Source organism: Streptomyces malaysiensis subsp. malaysiensis, from assembly GCF_040653035.1.
GTDB classification, from domain to species: Bacteria; Actinomycetota; Actinomycetes; order Streptomycetales; family Streptomycetaceae; genus Streptomyces; species Streptomyces malaysiensis.
This window is the reverse complement of sequence record NZ_JBEZNG010000046.1, coordinates 1-17,327: the sequence shown is the minus strand read 5'-3', so window position 1 is coordinate 17,327 and position 17,327 is coordinate 1. Positions and strand designations below refer to the sequence as shown.

Here is a 17,327-nt window from a genome sequence, read left to right as displayed (position 1 = left end):
CAAGCAGCCGAACTGTCAGAGGGCGGTTACTGTAATCGTCGGGCGCGCAAAGCAGCCGGCGGCCGCTTCGGTAAGGATGCCGAGTTTGACCAGGCGCTTCAGCTTGGCCCGGGTGCCTTCGATGTTCTTCGGCAACGGTTCGGGGCTCCGCCTGGCAGACGTCCTTGGCCCGCAGGGGTCTGGTCGACTCGTTGAAGGCGGCAAGGATGCGCGGGTAGTTCGGGCGGGGATGCGGGGAGCCGGCGGGCGAGGCCGGTGACGGTCTTGCGGGTGCCCAACTGACCTACCCGTCAGGCAGGTTGGAAAAGGCTCAGTGAGCGGCGTGGTGTGGAAACCGAGCGTGGTCAGACGGGCTGGCCCATGGGCCGGATGGTCAGGGTGTTGAGGTCGACGCCTGCCGGTTGGTCGAGGGCGAAGCAGATGGCCTCGGCGATGCGCTGGGGAGGCAGGGCGAAGGGGGGAACGCTGGCGCCTTGCCAGAAGGGTGTGTCGATCATGCCGGGGTTGACAAGAGTGACACCGATGCCGCGGGTCGTGGCGTGCAGGCGCAGGTTCTCGGCGAGTCCGGTGGTAGCCCACTTGGTGGCCGAGTAGAGATTGGCGGGAGAGTTCTTCAGCCCGGCGACGCTGCCGATGAGCACCAGCCGTCCGCCAGTGGCCTCGAGATGGGGCAGGGTGGCATGGGCCAGCAGGGCGGGGCCGAGGACGTTGGTGAGAACCATCGGCGCCCACGACGTCGGTTTACCGGCCCCGATGGAGTCACCGGACATGAATCCGGCGTTGGCCACCGCCGCGTCAAGGGCACCGAAATGCTCCACGGTGCGGGTCACGACCGACTCGGTGGCCTGCCAGTCCGCCGCGTCAGCGACCAGACCCAGCAGCCGGTCGGGGCGGCCGGCCTCGTCGAGGAAAGTCTTCAGTTTGCTCTCGTTGCGGCCGGTGACCGCCACACGGTGGCCGCGGTCGAGGAGCAACCGCGCGGTGTGGGCGCCGATACCGCTGGTCGCGCCGGTGATCAGTACGGTCTTGCCAGTCATGGTCATGCTCCTGAGGTGTGGATGGGCTACGGCGGACGGCGGCCCGCGATGAAGAAGTGCCGTTCGAATCCGCCGACCCCAGACAACCGGCGCCGTCAGAGACGGGCAAGGTCGCGTTTATGGGGGGTATAAACACAACCTCTCTATCGACAGGGCCATGGGTAAGCTGGACGAATGGAACCTCCGTCCGAAAACCGCACCGGTGATCCCACCGAAAACCGCTCGGAGATCCGCGACTTCCTCATCAGTCGACGCGCCAAGCTCGCCCCGGAGCGGGTCGGACTGCCCACCAGCCGACGCCGCCGGGTTCCGGGACTACGGCGCGAGGAGGTCGCGGCCCTCGCCGGCGTGAGCACCGAGTGGTACACACGGCTGGAGAAGGGCCACATCAGCGGCGTCTCCGAGGACGTGCTGGAAGCAGTCGCGCAGGCATTGCTCCTCAATGAGGACGAGCGCACCTACCTTCTCGAACTGGCCAGAGCGGCTCGCCCCACCCGCCGCAGGTCGCACCGCCGCAAGGACGTCAAGATCCCGTCTCCCGTCCAATGGATGGTGGACTCCATGACCATGGCCCCCGCCTTCGTACGCGACGGCCGTTTGGACATCGTCGCCGGCAACGCGCTGTGCAGGACCCTGTACTCACCGATGTTCGACAGCGACACCACCGGCGACCGCGGCTGCGCCAATTTCCCCCGTTACTTCTTCCTCGACCCCGGCTCCCGCGACTTCTTCGTCGACTGGGAGGAAGGCGCGAGGGCCACGGTCGCAGTGCTCCGCGCCGAAGCCGGACGTGAACCCCACGACCGGGCCCTGCGTGAGCTTGTCGGCGAACTGTCCACGCTCAGCGCCGACTTCCGCACCATGTGGGCCAGTCACGACGTCCGAATCCGTCACGAAGGCATCAAGCGGCTGAACCATCCCGAAGTCGGCCGTCTGGAGATGACCTTCCGCTCCCTGGACCTGCCCCTGCCTCAACGGGCCGTACACGACCTGATCATCTACACCGCCGAGCCGGGCACCCCCTCGGAGGACCGCGTCAAACTCCTCGCCAGTTGGACAGCATCGCAGACCTCAGCCACGGAACCGATCCGCCCGTCCCGCTGACCTCACGCGTTCATGAGGTGGCTGTCCAGGGGTTGAGCCTTTCCAACCTGCCTGAGCCGTGCCTCGCGGAATGCTCGCCCGAGCACATCGCCATCGCGGCCCGCCGACCGCCCGCTCCACCCCGCCCCCGCTCCGCTCCGCCCCAACGCAGTGGCCGAGGATGCAGGGTGGTTGAAAGGCAACGGTCAGAGGGCAGCCTCCGTCAGGACCATGCCCCGCCGGATCCCCCGTTACGGAGTGGAACGGTACGGCGCCGCACGATTTGCTCGAGCGTGCGGGCTACGGGTTGAGGTCGAGGGTGCGGACCGGATGAGGTTCCCACAAGGACGCTGCTGTGGTGGCAATGACAGCTCCCTCCGGGCGGTCTGAGCTGGGCTGGGCCGCGTACAGCGTGTGTGCCACGGCCCAGTCGTCGTGCCCGTGTGCCACCACGAGGGCGGCGGGAAGATCGAGTTCCAAGAAGGTAAGACCAGGCAGAGCGGCAATATGCTCAGCTGTTCCCCTCCTTTCCCGGTCTGCTTCGATCAAGGCGCAGGTCGTGGCGTGGAGAAGCCAGCCCGACTCGGCATGGGCGCGGTGAATCAGCCGGGACGCCAGGGCATTGCCGCGGCCGGCAGCCACCATGGCGGAGCTGTCGAGGATCACGTGAATGGCAGTGCTCACGCAGCGTCCGCCTGTCCCAGGCGTCGGTCCAACTCTGCGTCGAGTTCCGCCTGCTGAGCAGGATCGGGGTCGTAACCGTTCCATTCCTTGAGCACTGCCCGCGCCCGCTCGGCTCGCTCGGCCCGCTCAGTGGGGGTCAGGACGGTTTCGGCGAGATGTGCAAGGTAGGCACGCAGGGACAGGCCCTCAGCAGCAGCGACCTCAGCAAGGCGGTCACGTGCCTCCTCAGGGATCCGGATATTGGCATCAGACATACAGACACTCCTTCCAGCCACCATCAGGGTACGGGTACGCACCCGTACCCGCAATGTCTCGCTCCGAGGGACGGAGCTCCCGCATCTGATGGCCATCCCTCGAAGCGGAACAGATCGACCACAGGTCCCACACCTGCGCGCGCCATTTCCACCCAGTAGTCAGCCTCCGCGAACGTCCCGGGACAGCCTGATGGGTGGCCCCCCGGACACCAACGTCGGCAGCCGTTACTCACGCGCCGAGATGGGTTTCGCCACGGGGACACGCGGGCGTAGCCCCGCATGCGGCGTCGCGGGCCGACGCGGGCGAATCGGTGGCCGATGCGATGGTTCCCACGTTCACCACGAAATCGATCAAGGAGGCAGGTGCCCACCTATACCCCGGACCCGAACGAGTGACGGTCACGCGCTGCATCTCGACCTGTATCCGTCAGGTTTGAGTCGAGTGCGACAGTTACAGGGCTTCGGACGGTGGTTCCTCTCGTACACCTTCTCCTCGCTGCCAGGCCGTGTATCGAAAGTGAATCTTGGGCTGTGAATGATCACGTTCATGGGTCGGGGAGATCTCACGGACGAGCAGTGCGCGGCGCTAGAGCCGTTGTTGCCGAAGGGTGCCAGGGTGGGGCGGCCCCCCGTCTGGCCCCGGCGTCGGCTGATCGACGGCATCGACTCCACGATCTGCCGCGCCCACCAACATGCGGCCGGAGCCCGCAAGCAAGGCGACCTACAGAAGGAACCACCGGGCGGCATCTTCACCGAGCCCCGCGATCACGGGCTAGGAAGGTCACGCGGCGGGTTCACCACCAAGCTGCACCTGGCTGTCGAGCAGGGTCAGATGCCTATGTCCATCGTGATTACTGCCGGACAGCGCGGCGACTCCCCTCAGTTCGAGCCCGTTTTGAACCAGGTCCGTGTCGCCCGCCTGGGGCCGGGGCGTCCACGGACCCGGACCGACCGGGTCCGCGCCGACAAGGCGTATGCGTCCCGAAAGAACCGCGCCTACCTGCGCCGACGCGGCATCCGCTGCACCATCCCGGACAAGGCCGACGAGATCCGCAACCGCAAGAAGCTCGGCTCGTGTGGTGGCCGGCTGCCCAGGTTCGGCGCCGAGGACTACAAGGCTCGGCACGCCGTCGAGTGCGGCATTGACCGCCTCAAAAGACACCGCGCTGTGGCCACGAGATACGACAGCTTGCGGTCCGCTACGAGGCCACTGTCCTCGTAGCAGCCATCAACGAGTGGTTGTGACCAACAGCGTCAGGAAAGGCGGACGGAGGGCCAACGGAGTTTGGGTGGTTCAGGGGTTGATGGCGTGCTCGGTGAACTGGCCACAAGAGCGGAACCCCAGGCGGCGGTAGACGGGATGGCACCGCCACTCGGGGACGTCCTCGGTCGGCGTCAGTGTCGAGCGAACCGGCGCAGGGTGTCGAGTACGGGCGGCGCGAGCGTGTTCGGGTGGTCGGCGTCGTGCAGCAGATGGTCCACTTTCGGCAGCGCCACTCGGCCCGGTCCACCGGCATGCGCGTGACGCAGGGCGGCCGTCAGGGCGTTCGTTGTGACACAGGGGACCTGGGCGTCGTTCGTGCCGCACGTCAGCAGCACCTTGGTTCCCGGCCGGAGTGCGGCGGCGGTGTCCGGTGGGTAGACGGCGTCATCGCTTAGCACGAACCGGGCGTTGGGGCCTTGGAACGCCTCGAAGAGCTGGGCGATCGCGGGGAGCAGGTCGGTGGCGTCGACCGGTCGGTGTTCGCGCAGGGAGGTGACGGCAGCGTCGATGGCCGCGTTGACGGTGCGTTGCTGCTCCGGTGTGAACTGGCCCTGCCTGGTTGCTTCGGCGACCTGGGCCTTGAGTTGGAGCGCGACCAGGTCCAGCATGCGGATCGCCTGCGGTTGCAGAAGCGCCAGGCCGGCCGGGCGCGGGCGGACGGTGCCGCCCAGCAGCAGCCCCGTCATCGCGCCCTCGCTGTGCCCGACGATCAGCAGCGCATGCGGGTTGGTCTCCGGCTGATCGCGCAACGACTCGTAGGCGGCCCGTGCCTGGCGGACGAATGCCGGGTAGTCGAGTTCTTCCGGGTGGTCCCGGTAGGCGCCGAGTCCGGTGCGGCCGGTGCCGTACTTGTCGAACCGCAGCGTGGCGATTCCGTCCCTGTCGAGCCCGTCCGCCAACTGTGCCAGGGTGTCCGGTGCGGACCCGGGCGGTTGATTGCCGTCGCGGTCGGTGGGTCCGCTGCCGGGTAGCAGCAGTGCCGCCCTCAGCCGTTGCCCGGCACGATGCTCGGGAACGTGCAAGGTGCCGTACACGGTCGTACCGTCGACCGTGAAGACGATCTCGCGGTTGGCGGCAGGCACGAGACCGGGCGTCGCCGCGGCCGGGGTGGCGGTGACGACGGCCAGTGCCATCACAGCCACTGCCAAGTGTCGAAACATTGGCCTACCTCGCTTCAGACAGGGCGTTCTCGACCAGAGCAACAGTCACGCGAGGGTCGTCGACCTGGAGAACCAGGCGTGCGTACCTCTCGTCGGCAAGTTCGACCACGACAGCCTTCGACGGATCCCTGACGTCCCAGAAGACCTTTTCACCATCCCGATGGAATGTGCCCGCGGTGATCACACCGGGTACGCGGGAGCCCGGCGCGCGGATTCCCTTGGGTTCGGTGGCGATACCGGGGTCGGCGGTCGCGCCACGGACGTTGGCTAGCGGGATGGTCAGACTGCCTTTGAAGGACCAGAGCTTGTCGAGACCCTCGATCACGACGACGAGGTCGTCGCCGTCGATACGTATCAGTGCCATGTCAGGTTCCCTTTTCAGGTGAGAGGGATGAGGTGTTCGGTCAGCGCGTTGACAGCGTTGTCGGGGTTGCCACGCAGGAGGATGCCCAGCGCAGCGGCGGTGAGGGCGGTGGCCATGTCGGCGGGAACGCCGAGCGCGTCGGCGATCGCCTGGTCGATGGCTGTCAGTGCGGCTGCCACCTCGGAGGCGACCTCCTCGTCGACCGGTGCGCGTTCGATCGCCGCGAGTAGAAGCAGGCCAAGGTCGGCCGAGGTGACGAGTCGCAGCGCGGCCGCGGCGTCCGATTCCCCGGCCAGGGCGTCGAGCAAAGGGCGGACGTCATCGGTGAGGTGGCGGCGCAGAGCGATCAGGTAGAGGCCGCGCTTGCTGCCGAACGTCTTGTACAGGCTGTTGCGGTGCACGCCGAGGTGGGTGACAAGGTCGTCAACGGACACACCGTCATACGCACGTCCGCCGAACAAGCCCACGGCGGCACGCACTGCTTCGTCCTCGTCGAATGCTCTTGGCCTACCCATGACCACTACAGTAGACAGTTGAGGAACGATCAGTCAAGAACGATCGTTCCTCAATCCCCGATCCCCTTCGAGGCCCGGTCTTCCAGAAGTTGCGGGACAGTCTCGAGACTGCTGCGCCGTGTCAAGCCGCTTCAGGGAGCTACTCAGAACCTACTGACGGCATCGCGTATCACGATGTCGTGAGTTGGTTGGGCCGTCGGCGATTGGGAACGTAGTTCGTCCACGTCGTGCCGGAGACCTGAGCGTGTCGCTCAGCGCACTGAGCGGTGTAGCCGATGGCCTGGGCGGCGATGGCGGGCGGTATCTCGGAGACCAGAGCCCTGAGTGCGGCGATGCGGCTGCCGACGAGCGGGACGTTGCTGGCTCGCAGGGAGTTCATCAGGTAGGTCGAGTGGATGTGCTGTCCCGGGCAGCGGCCGGGGAAGAGCCATGGACTGCTGCGATTGGTGGCGATGCTGTAGGGCCCTCTGTTCTCGGCGTGTTTTCTCAGGACCTGCCCGAAAGGCTCTGGAACGGGGACCGGGCCGTGTTCGCCGAAGGCGACCTGTACCTCGGTTCCGTTGAGGTCGAGATCGTCCATGGTCAGGGCGGCAATGCGGGTGAGGCGCTGGGCGAAGAGCACGAGCAGGATGGCGGCTGCACGGTCTCGCAGAAAGCGGCATCGCTTCGGATCGAGAAGCTCGTGCAGAAGCTGGAGCCGATCGCTTTGGGCGAGGGCCTCACGGGGCTGCTTCTTCGGATAAGCCAGCCGCAGATGCGGAGTGGGCCCTCACGGGCGCGTTGCTGGATTCGTGATCTCCTATTCTGATCGCCCGCCAATGCGGGCTACGCTGTCTTCTGATGACTGAGGTTGCGCAGCAGGCCGTGTTCTGGACCGACGACTCGCCGGTCTGCGAGCCTCTGGGGCACGGTGAGGACATCGCCGCGCACTTTCATGACTACGGCCAGTTGAGGTACGCCGCCTCCGGGGCGCTCGTCACGACGACCAAGGTCGGCACCTGGGTGGCACCGGCGAACCGCATCACGTGGGTGCCGCCCTTCTACGTTCACAGCAGTCGCTCCTACGGCGAGACCGATGTCCGCGTGCTCCCGGTTCCGGAAGCACTGTCCGAGGAACTGCCGCCCGAGCCGTCGGTCTTCGTGGCCAGCGCGCTGCTGCGCGAGGCATACCTGGCGATGAGCAGCGAGCACGAGCCTGCCGCCAGTGAGCGTGGCCGTCTGCTGCTCGCGGTGATCGGCGCGGAGCTGATCCGCGCCCCGCAGGAGCCACTACGGCTGCCGGAGCCGAGCGATCCTCGCCTCAAGGCCGTCACCGACCTGCTGCACGCCGACCCGGCCATTTCCGCGACGCTGGCGGAGCTGGGGCGCCGAACCGGCTCGAGCGAACGGACTCTCAGTCGGCTGTTCGGCAGCGAACTGTCGATGAGCTTCCACCAGTGGCGCACGCTGCTTCGGATTCAGCGAGCGCTGCTCGGACTCAGTGAAGGTACTTCGGTCACCGAGACGGCGATGCGACTTGGCTGGGCGAACCCCGGCAGCTTCATCAACGCCTTCACCGATCTCGTCGGTCAGACGCCCGGTCGTTACCGCTCCACAGCGGGTGCAGCTCACAGCTGAGCACTGCCTCCGTCTGCCTGGCGGGTTATCCGAAATTCCGGGCGGAACATCGGTGGCACGCCCGCCCGCTCGGCGGCCACGATTTGAGGCATGTCTCACCACCTTCCGGGTCACGGCACTGCGGCTTCGGCAGCCGCCACGACGGCATCCTCCGGGGTCACGCTAGGTGACCTGATCATGCAGGTGCTCAGTCGGCACAGCTCGTCCGAGGCCTTCGTGGCCGGTGACCGGCGACTGACCTATGCGCACGTCAGGGACCTTCTCTCGCAGTACGTGGCCGCGCTGGCCCATCGGGGAGTGGGGCTCGGCGTGGGGGTCACAATGCTCAGTCCGAACATGCCTGAATCGTGGATCGTCCAGGCCGCGACGTATCTCTTGGGCGGCCGCTTCACAGGGCTGCTGCCCCTGGCCTCGGTCACGGACCACATCACCGTCTGCGAGGACGCAGAGGCCACGGTGCTGGTGGTGACCGCGCCCCTGGAGGAGCATGGACGCCAAGTCCTCGCCGAGGTCGACTCCCTGCGACACCTGATGGTGATCCCCGCCGCCGGTGGTCTGCCCGAGGGCGAGCCCCCGGCGGTTCGATCGCTCGACCGTGGTCCGGCGACGGAGATGGATGTCGCCTGGTTGCAGTACACCGGGGGGACGACCGGCAGACCCAAGGGCGTGATGCAGCCTCATCGGTCGATGGTGCAGATGGTCTATGCGTACCTGGCCGACTTCGAGCAGCCGCGCCTCCCGCGGTACCTGGCAGCGGCCCCGCTCACCCACGCGGCCGGGCTGGCCGTCATCCCGGCACTGCTGCGTGGCGGCACGGTCGTGATCGAGCAGGGCTTCGAACCCGGCCGGTTCCTCGACGTCATCGAGGCCGAGCGCATCAACTGTATGAGCGGCCTTCCGACGATGATCTACACCTTGTTGGATCAGGAGCGTCCGGAGACCAGAGACCTCTCCAGCCTTGAGGTCATCTGGTACGCCACCGGACCGATGTCGCCGGTGCGCCTGGCGGAGGCTCGCGAACGGATCGGTCCGGTCTTCTCCCAGATCTACGGTCAGACGGAGTCGGCCGGCATCGGGACGGTCCTGACCAAGGCCGCACACGAGACCGCGAGCCTTGAACGACTCGCCTCCTGCGGCCGTCCCGTGGTCGGCAACCGCATCAGGCTCATCGACGACGACGGCCACGACGTTCCTTTGGGCGAGGTGGGCGAGATCGCCATGCAGAGCCGCGGGGTGATGCACGGCTACAAGAACCTCCCCGACGAGACAGAAGCGGCACTCAAGGGGGGATGGCTCCACACCGGAGACCTCGCCCGCCAGGACACCGAGGGCCTGATCTACATCGTGGACCGCAAGAAGGACATGATTATCTCGGGCGGTTTCAACATCTACGCCAGCGAGGTCGAGGCCGTTCTGACAGCGCACCCTTCGGTGGGCTCAGCCGCCGTCATCGGCGTGCCGGACAGCCGCTGGGGCGAGATCGTCACCGCGTTCGTGGTCCCGCGACCGGGGCAACAGGTCGACATTCCCGCGCTCCAGTCGTACGTGAAGCAGGTCAAGGGCTCGATATACGCGCCCAAGAAGGTCGTAGTCGTGGACTCACTTCCCGCCACGCCGGTGGGAAAGATCGACAAGAAGAGCCTGCGCGCGCCGTTCTGGGCCGACTCGACCCGCAATATCCACTGACCATCCCGATGCCCTTCCCACGGCCATTCACGAAAGGCACGCAGTGTGAACGTACCGCCAGCCCGACTGATCGACTTCCACTCCCACTGGGGCACAGAGCGAGGATGGAAGGGAAGCCCGTACGAGACCGCCGAGGACCGCGAGGCCCTGCGGGGCTACTTCAAGTGGGGCATGAGCTTCGTCAGCGACGAGGAGCAGGCCGTCCAGTTTCGCCGCGCCAACGTCAAGGCGATGCTCGACTTCGCGTTCACCCACACCATGGACGCCGGTGCGCTACGCGACCAGCACGACTACGCCTTCGACTATGCGCGCAAGCACCCCGACGTCGTACTGGGCAACTGGATCGGCATCGATCCCACGCAACCGGCTCATGTCAAGGAACTCGAACGCTGCCTGAGCGAGGGGACGGGACTCGTCGGACTGACGGTCCACTCGTTCACGCCGGCCGGGACACCCGACCAGCCGGAATGGGAGACCTGTCTGAACATGTGCATCGAGGCCAACCGTCCCATCCTGGTCCATGTCGGCATGTCGGCCACCGGGGCCGGCACTCGCGGAGGCATGGGCATCACCCTGGAGGGCTGCCACCCCCGCTACGTCGACCGCGTCGCGGCCAAGCATCCCGATCTGAACGTGATCGCGGCTCGGGTGGCGTGGCCCTGGCAGTCGGAGATGATCGCTGTCGCACTGCACAAGGCGAACGTGTGGATGGAGCTGCACGGTTGGTCGCCGCGCTACTTCCCCGACGAGCTCAAGCGCGAGATCGGTAAGCGGCTGCGCAAGAAGGTCTTCTTCGGAGCCGACTACCCGATGCTCACCCACGAGAGGCTGGTCGAGGAGTGGCGCGAGGAAGGCTTCTCCTCCGACGTCCTCGATGACGTGTTCTCCGGCAACGCCGAGACCTTCCTCACCTCGATCGGAGTTCAGTGATGGACGTCGGACTGACCGGCAAGGTCGCCATCGTCGGCGGTGGCAGCGACGGCCTCGGATACGCCATCGCCGATCGTCTTCTGAAGGAAGGCGCCAACGTCACGCTCTTCGGGCGACGCGCGGAGAAGGTCACAGCCGCCGCGCAACAGCTTGCCGGTACATACGGCGAGGAAAAAGTCCTCGGGCTGACCGCCGACTGCTCGGCCGACACCGACATCGAGCGCGTCACCGCCTCGACCCTTGAGCGGTTCGGTCCAGCCGTTCACGTTCTGGTCACCAACGACGGCGGACCGCCGATCCGGCGCATCTCCGAGCTCACCGACGAGGTGTGGCTGAATGCCTTCGAGCGCCACTTCTTCTACGTGGTGAGATCTGTGCGGGCCACCTTGCCGTACATGACCGCTGAAGGCGGCAGCATCCTCAACGTGGTCTCCGGCGTCGTCGAGCGCCCGGCGGTCGGCATGGCGGCGTCCGTCGGCGTGTGGTCGGCGGTGATCGGCTACGCCAAGACCCTCGCCCTGGAGGTCGCCAGGCAGAACATCAACGTCAACACCCTGCTGTCCGGATTCTTCGACACCGCCTTGCTGGGCGGACTGCTGGAACGGCAGCCACAGCTGTCCAAAGCCGGTCTCGGGAACGGGGTACCGATGGGACGCATCGGGGAGCCCCGTGAGTTCGCCGACCTGGTCGGTGCGCTCGTGTCGCCCAACTTGCGATTCGTCACCGGCGCGGTGATCCCGGTCGACGGTGGCGCCGGCATCGGCATGGGCGCGAGCTTCGACTCGCCGACTTCCAAGTGAGGCACTGTTCATGAAGCGGACCATGAAGATCTCGACGATGCTCCCCTACGGCACCGACCCGCGCGAGGCCGCTGACCACATCATTCGACTCGAGGCCGCCGGGCTCGACACCGTCTGGGTCGCCGAGGGGTACGGCTACGACTCGCCAACCCTGATGGGCTACCTGGCGGCCCGCACCTCAAGCGTGGAGATCGGCGCAGCCATCCTCAACGTCTACTCCCGCACCCCGACCATGCTCGCATCGACCGCGGCCGGCCTCGACAGCGTGTCCGGCGGCCGTGCCATCATCGGCCTCGGCGCCTCCAACCCGAAGATCATCGAGGGGTGGCACGGCATGCCCTTCGTACAGTCGACCGGCCGTACCAAGGAGACCGTCGAGATCATCCGCGCGGCCCTGCGGCGCGAGGCGGTCGACTACAGCGGCCGCTCCTTCGAGATCCCGCTCCCGGCCGGCCAGGGCACCGGCCTTGGTGAGCCGCTGAAGATCATGACCAAGCCGCTGCGTCCCTCGGTTCCGCTTTACATCGCCGCGCTGGGACCGAAATCAGTCGAAGGGGCGGCGGAGTACGCCGACGGCTGGCTGCCTTTCCTGTACTCCCCCGAGGGCGCCGCCGGGGTATGGGGCGACGCGCTTGCCGCGGGAACCGCGAAGCGCTCCGAGAACCTCACGCCCCTGGAGGTCGTCGCCGGTGGCATCGTCGCTATCGGCGAGGACGTGAAGGAGATACTCGGCCTCGCGCGGCCGATACTCGCGCTCTACATCGGAGGCATGGGCGCCCGCGGCAAGAACTTCTTCAACGACCTCGTCCGACGCTACGGCTACGAAGCCGAGGCCGAGGAGATCCAGGACCTCTACCTCGACGGCAAGAAGAAGGAAGCCGAGGCCAAGGTCCCATTCCAACTCCTTGAACAGGTCAACCTCGTCGGCCCAGCCTCTTACGTCCGGGAGCGGATCGAAGCCTTCCGCGAGTCCGGCGTCACCAATCTCCAGGTGGCCCCGACCGGCGACGACCCCGCCGGACTCGTACGTCAACTCAAAGAGTGGGTGGCCTGACTTCCGCTTCTGCCCAGGCAACACCCCTTGCAGCGCTTGACGGTTAATGACCCCGAGGTGGTGGACTCCGCCCCGGGATCGCTGAAGCGACTCGCCCCGTCCAGTCCTGCCGAAGTCGAGCAACCGGTCAAGGACCCGGCCCCAGCGACGGGCCCCATCATGCCTACGACCGACCGGCGGATGCCCATGCCTGTCAGTGTCAAGCCACCCTCGCCGTGTGCGCCTGCGCCCTTATGTGAGCATGTTGCGGGCCGAGCCGGCCGTGTTCGGGCCGGTGGCCTCCGACCCGACGGTCTCCCGGCTGATCGGCAAGCTGGCCGCGGGTGGACAGCGGTTTCCTGGCCGCGCTGCGCACCGCCCGTGCTGGAGTACGCGAACGCGTCTGGAAGTTGGCCGGTGATGCGGCGCCGGACGCGGGCAGGCAGATGATCATGGACATCGGCCGAAACGGTTGCGGCGGGGGCGGCAGACGCTGATCCGTATCGACTCTGGCGGTGGCACCCACGAGTTCGTCGCCTGGCTCGCCCGGCGCGGCGGTGGCTGTCGTACTCGGTCGGTGTGACCATCACCAACGGCATCCACCAAGCCGTCCTGAAGGTACCGGCCTCGGTCTGGACGCCGACCGTGGAACCCGACGGCGATGTCCACGACGGCGCCCCGGTGGCCGAACTCGCTGGCGACTGCCTGACCGGCTGGCCGAAGGGGCTGCGGCTGATCGTGCGGAAGAACGGCCGCACCCCGGCGCCCAGTTGCGCTTCACCGACGCCGACGGGATGCGCTTGACCTGCTTCGCCACCAACACCGCCGGCGAGGCGATCGCCACCCTTGCGTTCGGTGCGGGTGGGGTCCGCCGAGGACTGCGGAACGGGCGTGCGGAGCGGTCCGCCATTCCGGCCTCGCCGAACTCGCGGTAGCGGCCCGCCCACCGCTGGGCGGTGGTGGGAGAGACCTGGAAGCGTTCAGCCGCCCGTCGCAGCGGCCAGCCGTCCTCGACCACGCAGCGGGCCGGCCGGAGCCGCCCGGTCTCGGTCAGGGGTGCATTGCGATGGGGCACGGCCCCGAACTCCTCTTGTTGGTCCCGGGAGGGGAAGCTCTGCGTGGTGATCAGGGCCGTGCTGTCCGGCGCGGCAAGGACCGGTCACGCCTTACCGCGCACCACCGGTCTGTTCGTTCTCGGCCGCTGGGATGGTGCCGGTGCGGGACGGTCGTGCCGCGGTGCTGTCGGCTGAGGGGGTGTCGCTGCTGCTGCGGCGGGCGGCCAGTGCGGCTCCGGCCAGGATCAACACGGTGCCGGTGATCGTGCGTGTGGTGACCGGTTCGGAGAGCAGGAGCACGCCGGAGGCCACGGCGACGACCGGGGCGACGTAGGTGATGAACGCGGCGCGGGCCGGGCCCTCGGTGGCGATCAGGGCGAAGAACGCGGTGAATCCGCCCGCGGTGCAGGCCACGCCCAGGCCGAGGACCGCGAGCAGGACCCGGGTGGTGACCTGGGGAGCCGGTTCCGCGATCGCGGCCGCCGCCAGCAGCGGGCCGGCAGCCAGCGTCAGCATGCCCGCGCTGACGGTCAGGGGCGGCACGTCGGGGAAGAGCCGGTGCAACAGCACCGCGCCCACCGCGTAGCAGGCCGCAGCGGCGAGCACCAGCAGCGCGCCGGCGCCTGCGACGACCACGCCGAGCAGGACGACGACACCGAGGAAGCCGAGAGCCACACCGGCCCACGCCCCGCGCGCCAGCCGCTCGCGCTTCCCCCAGAACAGGCCCAGGGCCAGGATGAACAACGGCTCGGTGGCGATCAGCACCCCGGCGAGCCCGGAGGGCACGGTGCGCTCACCCACCGCGATGAGCGTGAACGGCACCGCGACCTCCATCACGGCGAGCAGCAGCAGCGGACGCCATCGCTCACCCAGCAGCCGGGGCAGGCCGTGTCGCCACGCCACCGGCAACAGCACCAGGGCCCCCAGCGCGACACGCCCCGCCACCACGCTGGCCGGCCCCATGCCCTCCAGCGCCACGCTGATCAGGAGGTAAGGCACCCCCCACAGTACGGACGTGATCATGAACAACAAGAGGCCACGGCGGCTCATCAGTACTCCACGGGGTCGAAGGGGCGCCCGGATCGGGCACGCGCAGACCGTATGCAAGGACCTCTGAGCTCTGGAATGCATACCATGCCTCTGGAGAGGCAGGAAACTTGCCAATCGTTAAGTCGTGAGATGTGATCACGGCATGGCGACTCTCGATTCCACCGACTGGCAGCTGCTCGGGCTGCTACAGGAAGACGCCCGGCTCGGTTTCCGGGAACTCGCACGCCGGGTAGGGCTCAGCCCGCCGGCCGTGGCCGCCCGCGTCCGGCGCCTGGAAAGTCTCCAGGTGATCACCGGCTACGGAGCCCGCGTCGACCCGGCCAAGGCCGGTTGGCCCGTCCAGGCATTCGTGGTGCTGTCCACCACAGGCGTGCGCCAGTCCCACCAGACCGCCCACATCGCGCAGGCCACGCCGCACATCCTCGAAGACCACCGCGTCACCGGCACCGACGACCACATCCTGCGCGTGGTGGCACATGAGATCGGGGCGCTGGAGCCACTGATTGACCAGCTCAACGAGCTCGGGAAGCCCGCGACGTCCTTCGTCCTCTCCTCACCCAAGGCGTGGGCCCCCGTCCCCCCACCCACCACATCCGACTGACACCTTCTCGGCGGAGCCCGGACGCGACCATATTCCATCCGGCGATCACGGACGCTGCCGTGGCCAGGTCGGTCGAGGACGGCTCACCTGCCCCGGGCCGAAGTCTGCATCACCTGGACATGCTCGACACGCTGGCCGGCTGGGGCATGAGGCCGCCGGTCGTGGTGGCCGACGCCGCCTACGGCACCAACGCCCACCTTCGGGCCGGCCTGGCGGAGCGGGGAACCGACTACATCCTGGCCGTCCCCGCGGACGTGACCGCCCACCCATTCGACGCCCAGCCGACAGCCCCGGACCGCAAGGGCCTCGTCGACTGCCGGCCCCAGCCCCGCTACCGCCACCCCGCACCCTCAGTGGCAGCCCTTGCCGCCAGCCTCGGGCAGGAGGCGTTCACCTCCCTCACCTGGCGGCAGGGCTCACGCGGTGAGTTACGTTCCCGCTTCGCCGCCATGCGCGTCCGCCCGGCCGGCAACGCCGTCGAACGTCCCATCCGCGCCGCCGCCTCGGCCGAACAGGTCTGGTGGAACGGCATCCTGCCCGACTGCTGGCTGCTGGTCGAAAGGCCCGAAGAGGCCGAGGCTCCCACCGACTACTGGCTATCCAACCTGCTGGCTGCACATCTCTTCTGGCGGGACCGCTCACGCTATCCGGCGAGGGGGAGATTGTGCAGGCGGGCATGGAGCGATCGGGACCGCGAAGAGCTTCTCGGTCGCGGGTCGTCACGGTCGCGAACTCAACCCCCGCATGCCGTGGGATAGTTCGTGCATGGGGGATGACCTTGTTGTGTTCGCGCCGGGGCTCATCGGCAGCGTGCTTGTGGATACCTCCGGGCGTACTGTCCGGGCCATGAACCACCGCACGGTTTCCAACACGTCGACTGGACGGGTGACGCGCTGGATGAGCCTGCCGGAGGGGCTGCGAGGTCGTGTCCCCTCACGATTCCTGGCAGCACCGGCGTCAACTCGTGAAGGAGCGGCAGAGCATGGACGATCCGGTCTTCGTCATTCATGGGGTGGCCAACCGCGACCAGGAGGGCTTCACGGCGACGGTGGCCGACTTGCAGACCGCCTCCGGCCTCGACATGGTGCCGATCTACTGGGGCGATCTCGGAGCCGACGACCGCTTCGTCACAGCGGCGCTCCCGACCCGCCCCGTGGCAGTTCCGGGCGCCCGGAAGAGCGGCGGACTGCGGGGTATGAACGAACCACCGAGCCCCGTCATACCGGAGCCGGCGCTCGTCTCGGCGCTGGCCTCGGCCCCCCAGGCGCCCGACCAGTGGACACAGGTGGAAACCGCCGTGCGTGAGCGACTCGCGAGCGCGGAACAGCAGGCCGGTTCGGGCATGCGGGATGGTCCACGCCACGGTGACGCGGACGGGATCCTGGAATACCTGGCCGGGGAATGGCGCACGACCGAGTGGCTACGGCGTACTGACGACTCCGTCCTGCTCTTCGAAACTGGCCGGTCCCTGGCCGAGGCCCTCATCGAGGCCGCCGACCTCCGGGCTGACGGAGCCGGTTCGTACGATGGACTGCGCGCGGGCGACGAAGGCGAGGGGCGGCTCCGGAGGATGGTGCGCAATCGGCTGCGCGACTTGGACCGGGTCGCCGGGGCCGCGATCCAGGCGACCGCAGGACGCCTGAACGACGCGCTGCGCACCAAGTTCGGGCCCGGCACCACACGGTTTTTGGGTGACGCTCTGGTCTATCAACGCCACCGGGAGGCGATCCACGCCCGGGTGCGACAGTCCATCGACAGCGTGGACCCCGCCCTGGGGCGCACCTCCGACCGCCCGGTGCGAGTGGCCGCCCACAGCCTTGGCGGAGTCATCGCGGTCGACATGGCCACCGCGGCCGCCCCCTTGTGGACGTCCTCACTGGTGACCTTCGGCTCCCAGGCAGCGTTCCTCCACGCGTGCGACCCCCGAGGCGGTCAGATCCTGCCCTACTCGGGCAGTCGGCCAGTCGTGCTGCCTCCTTCGCTGGCACGCTGGACGAACCTTTGGGAACCACTCGACATGCTGGCCTTCGTCGCCGCCGGGGTGTTCCAGCTCCACGACGGCAGCGCTCCCGTGGATATCTGTGTGCCGCACCCGGCAAGCACTGGCCTGTGGACGCACTCCTCCTACTGGGACCTGCCGTCGGTGGCATCGGAGATCAGCACAGCGATGGCCGATCGATAGGAACAGCCCCCC

At 67.8% G+C, this 17,327-nt stretch carries 17 protein-coding genes and 4 pseudogenes; 12 read left to right on the top strand and 9 right to left on the bottom strand.

Features of this window, described 5'->3' with window-relative positions; genetic code table 11:
* Positions 1-344 precede the first annotated feature (344 nt).
* Positions 345-1,037 (bottom strand): SDR family oxidoreductase, encoded by a 693-nt coding sequence (locus AB0E24_RS43560; RefSeq protein ID WP_359385404.1) that lies wholly within the window; start codon positions 1,035-1,037, stop codon positions 345-347.
* Positions 1,038-1,211: 174 nt separating this feature from the next.
* Between AB0E24_RS43560 and AB0E24_RS43555 the strand changes: the two genes are divergently transcribed.
* The gene (locus tag AB0E24_RS43555; protein WP_359385402.1) at positions 1,212-2,141 is read left to right on the top strand and encodes a helix-turn-helix transcriptional regulator; all 930 of its coding nucleotides are present in this window, start codon (positions 1,212-1,214) and stop codon (positions 2,139-2,141) included.
* A gap of 279 nt (positions 2,142-2,420) precedes the next feature.
* Here AB0E24_RS43555 and AB0E24_RS43550 read toward each other — a convergent pair whose 3' ends face one another.
* Entirely contained in the window at positions 2,421-2,804 is a 384-nt protein-coding gene (locus AB0E24_RS43550) for a PIN domain-containing protein (RefSeq protein WP_174885714.1), read from the bottom strand.
* Positions 2,801-3,058: a hypothetical protein gene (locus AB0E24_RS43545; protein WP_069870915.1), complete on the bottom strand. Its 258-nt coding sequence runs from the start codon at positions 3,056-3,058 to the stop codon at positions 2,801-2,803. Before AB0E24_RS43545 ends, AB0E24_RS43550 begins: the two co-directional genes overlap by 4 nt.
* Before the next feature lie 547 nt (positions 3,059-3,605).
* On the opposite strand from AB0E24_RS43545, the pseudogene AB0E24_RS43540 reads away from it, so the two are divergent.
* Positions 3,606-4,303: pseudogene (locus tag AB0E24_RS43540) on the top strand (IS5 family transposase).
* Positions 4,304-4,453: 150 nt separating this feature from the next.
* Here the strand turns inward: AB0E24_RS43540 and AB0E24_RS43535 are convergent.
* The 4 genes from AB0E24_RS43535 to AB0E24_RS43520 form a co-directional block, all read right to left on the bottom strand.
* On the bottom strand, positions 4,454-5,482 hold the full coding sequence (locus tag AB0E24_RS43535) for an alpha/beta hydrolase (RefSeq protein WP_359385399.1): 1,029 nt from the start codon (positions 5,480-5,482) through the stop codon (positions 4,454-4,456).
* A gap of 4 nt (positions 5,483-5,486) precedes the next feature.
* Complete coding sequence (locus tag AB0E24_RS43530) at positions 5,487-5,846, bottom strand: hypothetical protein (RefSeq protein ID WP_359385397.1); 360 nt, start codon at positions 5,844-5,846, stop codon at positions 5,487-5,489.
* A 14-nt stretch (positions 5,847-5,860) separates the two neighbouring features.
* On the bottom strand, positions 5,861-6,361 hold the full coding sequence (locus tag AB0E24_RS43525) for a TetR/AcrR family transcriptional regulator (RefSeq protein WP_069870924.1): 501 nt from the start codon (positions 6,359-6,361) through the stop codon (positions 5,861-5,863).
* Positions 6,362-6,530: 169 nt separating this feature from the next.
* The gene (locus tag AB0E24_RS43520) at positions 6,531-6,740 is read right to left on the bottom strand and encodes a hypothetical protein (protein WP_359385395.1); all 210 of its coding nucleotides are present in this window, start codon (positions 6,738-6,740) and stop codon (positions 6,531-6,533) included.
* A 12-nt stretch (positions 6,741-6,752) separates the two neighbouring features.
* Between AB0E24_RS43520 and AB0E24_RS43515 the strand changes: the two genes are divergently transcribed.
* The 7 genes and pseudogenes from AB0E24_RS43515 to AB0E24_RS43485 form a co-directional block, all read left to right on the top strand.
* A complete protein-coding gene (locus AB0E24_RS43515) occupies positions 6,753-7,169 on the top strand; it encodes a hypothetical protein (protein ID WP_359385393.1) in 417 nt (138 codons plus the stop codon).
* A 32-nt stretch (positions 7,170-7,201) separates the two neighbouring features.
* Positions 7,202-7,978 (top strand): helix-turn-helix domain-containing protein, encoded by a 777-nt coding sequence (locus AB0E24_RS43510; RefSeq protein WP_359385391.1) that lies wholly within the window; start codon positions 7,202-7,204, stop codon positions 7,976-7,978.
* A gap of 90 nt (positions 7,979-8,068) precedes the next feature.
* The gene (locus AB0E24_RS43505; protein WP_359385389.1) at positions 8,069-9,664 is read left to right on the top strand and encodes an AMP-binding protein; all 1,596 of its coding nucleotides are present in this window, start codon (positions 8,069-8,071) and stop codon (positions 9,662-9,664) included.
* A gap of 45 nt (positions 9,665-9,709) precedes the next feature.
* Positions 9,710-10,594, top strand: coding sequence for an amidohydrolase family protein (locus AB0E24_RS43500; RefSeq protein ID WP_147964816.1), 885 nt, complete (start codon positions 9,710-9,712; stop codon positions 10,592-10,594).
* Positions 10,594-11,394 carry an SDR family oxidoreductase gene (locus AB0E24_RS43495; protein ID WP_359385387.1) on the top strand — a complete coding sequence of 267 codons (801 nt, stop codon included), beginning with the start codon at positions 10,594-10,596 and terminating at the stop codon, positions 11,392-11,394. Before AB0E24_RS43500 ends, AB0E24_RS43495 begins: the two co-directional genes overlap by 1 nt.
* 22 nt (positions 11,395-11,416) lie before the next feature.
* Complete coding sequence (locus tag AB0E24_RS43490; protein ID WP_359385385.1) at positions 11,417-12,448, top strand: LLM class F420-dependent oxidoreductase; 1,032 nt, start codon at positions 11,417-11,419, stop codon at positions 12,446-12,448.
* Between the two features lie 235 nt (positions 12,449-12,683).
* Positions 12,684-13,275, top strand: a pseudogene (locus AB0E24_RS43485) (transposase); the annotation flags it as partial.
* Here the strand turns inward: AB0E24_RS43485 and AB0E24_RS43480 are convergent.
* Positions 13,269-13,502 (bottom strand): annotated as a pseudogene (locus tag AB0E24_RS43480) (leucine zipper domain-containing protein); the annotation flags it as partial. The pseudogenes AB0E24_RS43485 and AB0E24_RS43480 overlap by 7 nt on opposite strands.
* Before the next feature lie 91 nt (positions 13,503-13,593).
* Positions 13,594-14,532, bottom strand: coding sequence for a DMT family transporter (locus tag AB0E24_RS43475; protein ID WP_284705793.1), 939 nt, complete (start codon positions 14,530-14,532; stop codon positions 13,594-13,596).
* A 142-nt stretch (positions 14,533-14,674) separates the two neighbouring features.
* On the opposite strand from AB0E24_RS43475, the gene AB0E24_RS43470 reads away from it, so the two are divergent.
* From AB0E24_RS43470 to AB0E24_RS43460, 3 genes and pseudogenes are all read left to right on the top strand, one after another.
* Entirely contained in the window at positions 14,675-15,133 is a 459-nt protein-coding gene (locus AB0E24_RS43470; RefSeq protein ID WP_093706845.1) for an Lrp/AsnC family transcriptional regulator, read from the top strand.
* 59 nt (positions 15,134-15,192) lie between these two features.
* Positions 15,193-15,741, top strand: a pseudogene (locus tag AB0E24_RS43465) (transposase); the annotation flags it as partial.
* 374 nt (positions 15,742-16,115) lie between these two features.
* Positions 16,116-17,315, top strand: a complete 1,200-nt coding sequence (locus AB0E24_RS43460; RefSeq protein WP_359385382.1) for a hypothetical protein — start codon at positions 16,116-16,118, stop codon at positions 17,313-17,315.
* The last annotated feature ends 12 nt before the right edge of the window (positions 17,316-17,327 follow it).

Excerpts from the sequence above, each read along its gene's own strand:
- AB0E24_RS43560 (WP_359385404.1), bottom strand. The coding sequence starts at position 1,037 with ATGACTGGCAAGACCGTACTGATCACCGGCGCGACCAGCGGTATCGGC.
- AB0E24_RS43555 (WP_359385402.1), top strand. The coding sequence starts at position 1,212 with ATGGAACCTCCGTCCGAAAACCGCACCGGTGATCCCACCGAAAACCGC.
- AB0E24_RS43545 (WP_069870915.1), bottom strand. The coding sequence starts at position 3,058 with ATGTCTGATGCCAATATCCGGATCCCTGAGGAGGCACGTGACCGCCTT.
- AB0E24_RS43535 (WP_359385399.1), bottom strand. The coding sequence starts at position 5,482 with ATGTTTCGACACTTGGCAGTGGCTGTGATGGCACTGGCCGTCGTCACC.
- AB0E24_RS43530 (WP_359385397.1), bottom strand. The coding sequence starts at position 5,846 with ATGGCACTGATACGTATCGACGGCGACGACCTCGTCGTCGTGATCGAG.
- AB0E24_RS43525 (WP_069870924.1), bottom strand. The coding sequence starts at position 6,361 with ATGGGTAGGCCAAGAGCATTCGACGAGGACGAAGCAGTGCGTGCCGCC.
- AB0E24_RS43520 (WP_359385395.1), bottom strand. The coding sequence starts at position 6,740 with ATGAACTCCCTGCGAGCCAGCAACGTCCCGCTCGTCGGCAGCCGCATC.
- AB0E24_RS43510 (WP_359385391.1), top strand. The coding sequence starts at position 7,202 with ATGACTGAGGTTGCGCAGCAGGCCGTGTTCTGGACCGACGACTCGCCG.
- AB0E24_RS43505 (WP_359385389.1), top strand. The coding sequence starts at position 8,069 with ATGTCTCACCACCTTCCGGGTCACGGCACTGCGGCTTCGGCAGCCGCC.
- AB0E24_RS43495 (WP_359385387.1), top strand. The coding sequence starts at position 10,594 with ATGGACGTCGGACTGACCGGCAAGGTCGCCATCGTCGGCGGTGGCAGC.
- AB0E24_RS43490 (WP_359385385.1), top strand. The coding sequence starts at position 11,417 with ATGAAGATCTCGACGATGCTCCCCTACGGCACCGACCCGCGCGAGGCC.
- AB0E24_RS43475 (WP_284705793.1), bottom strand. The coding sequence starts at position 14,532 with ATGAGCCGCCGTGGCCTCTTGTTGTTCATGATCACGTCCGTACTGTGG.
- AB0E24_RS43470 (WP_093706845.1), top strand. The coding sequence starts at position 14,675 with ATGGCGACTCTCGATTCCACCGACTGGCAGCTGCTCGGGCTGCTACAG.
- AB0E24_RS43460 (WP_359385382.1), top strand. The coding sequence starts at position 16,116 with ATGGACGATCCGGTCTTCGTCATTCATGGGGTGGCCAACCGCGACCAG.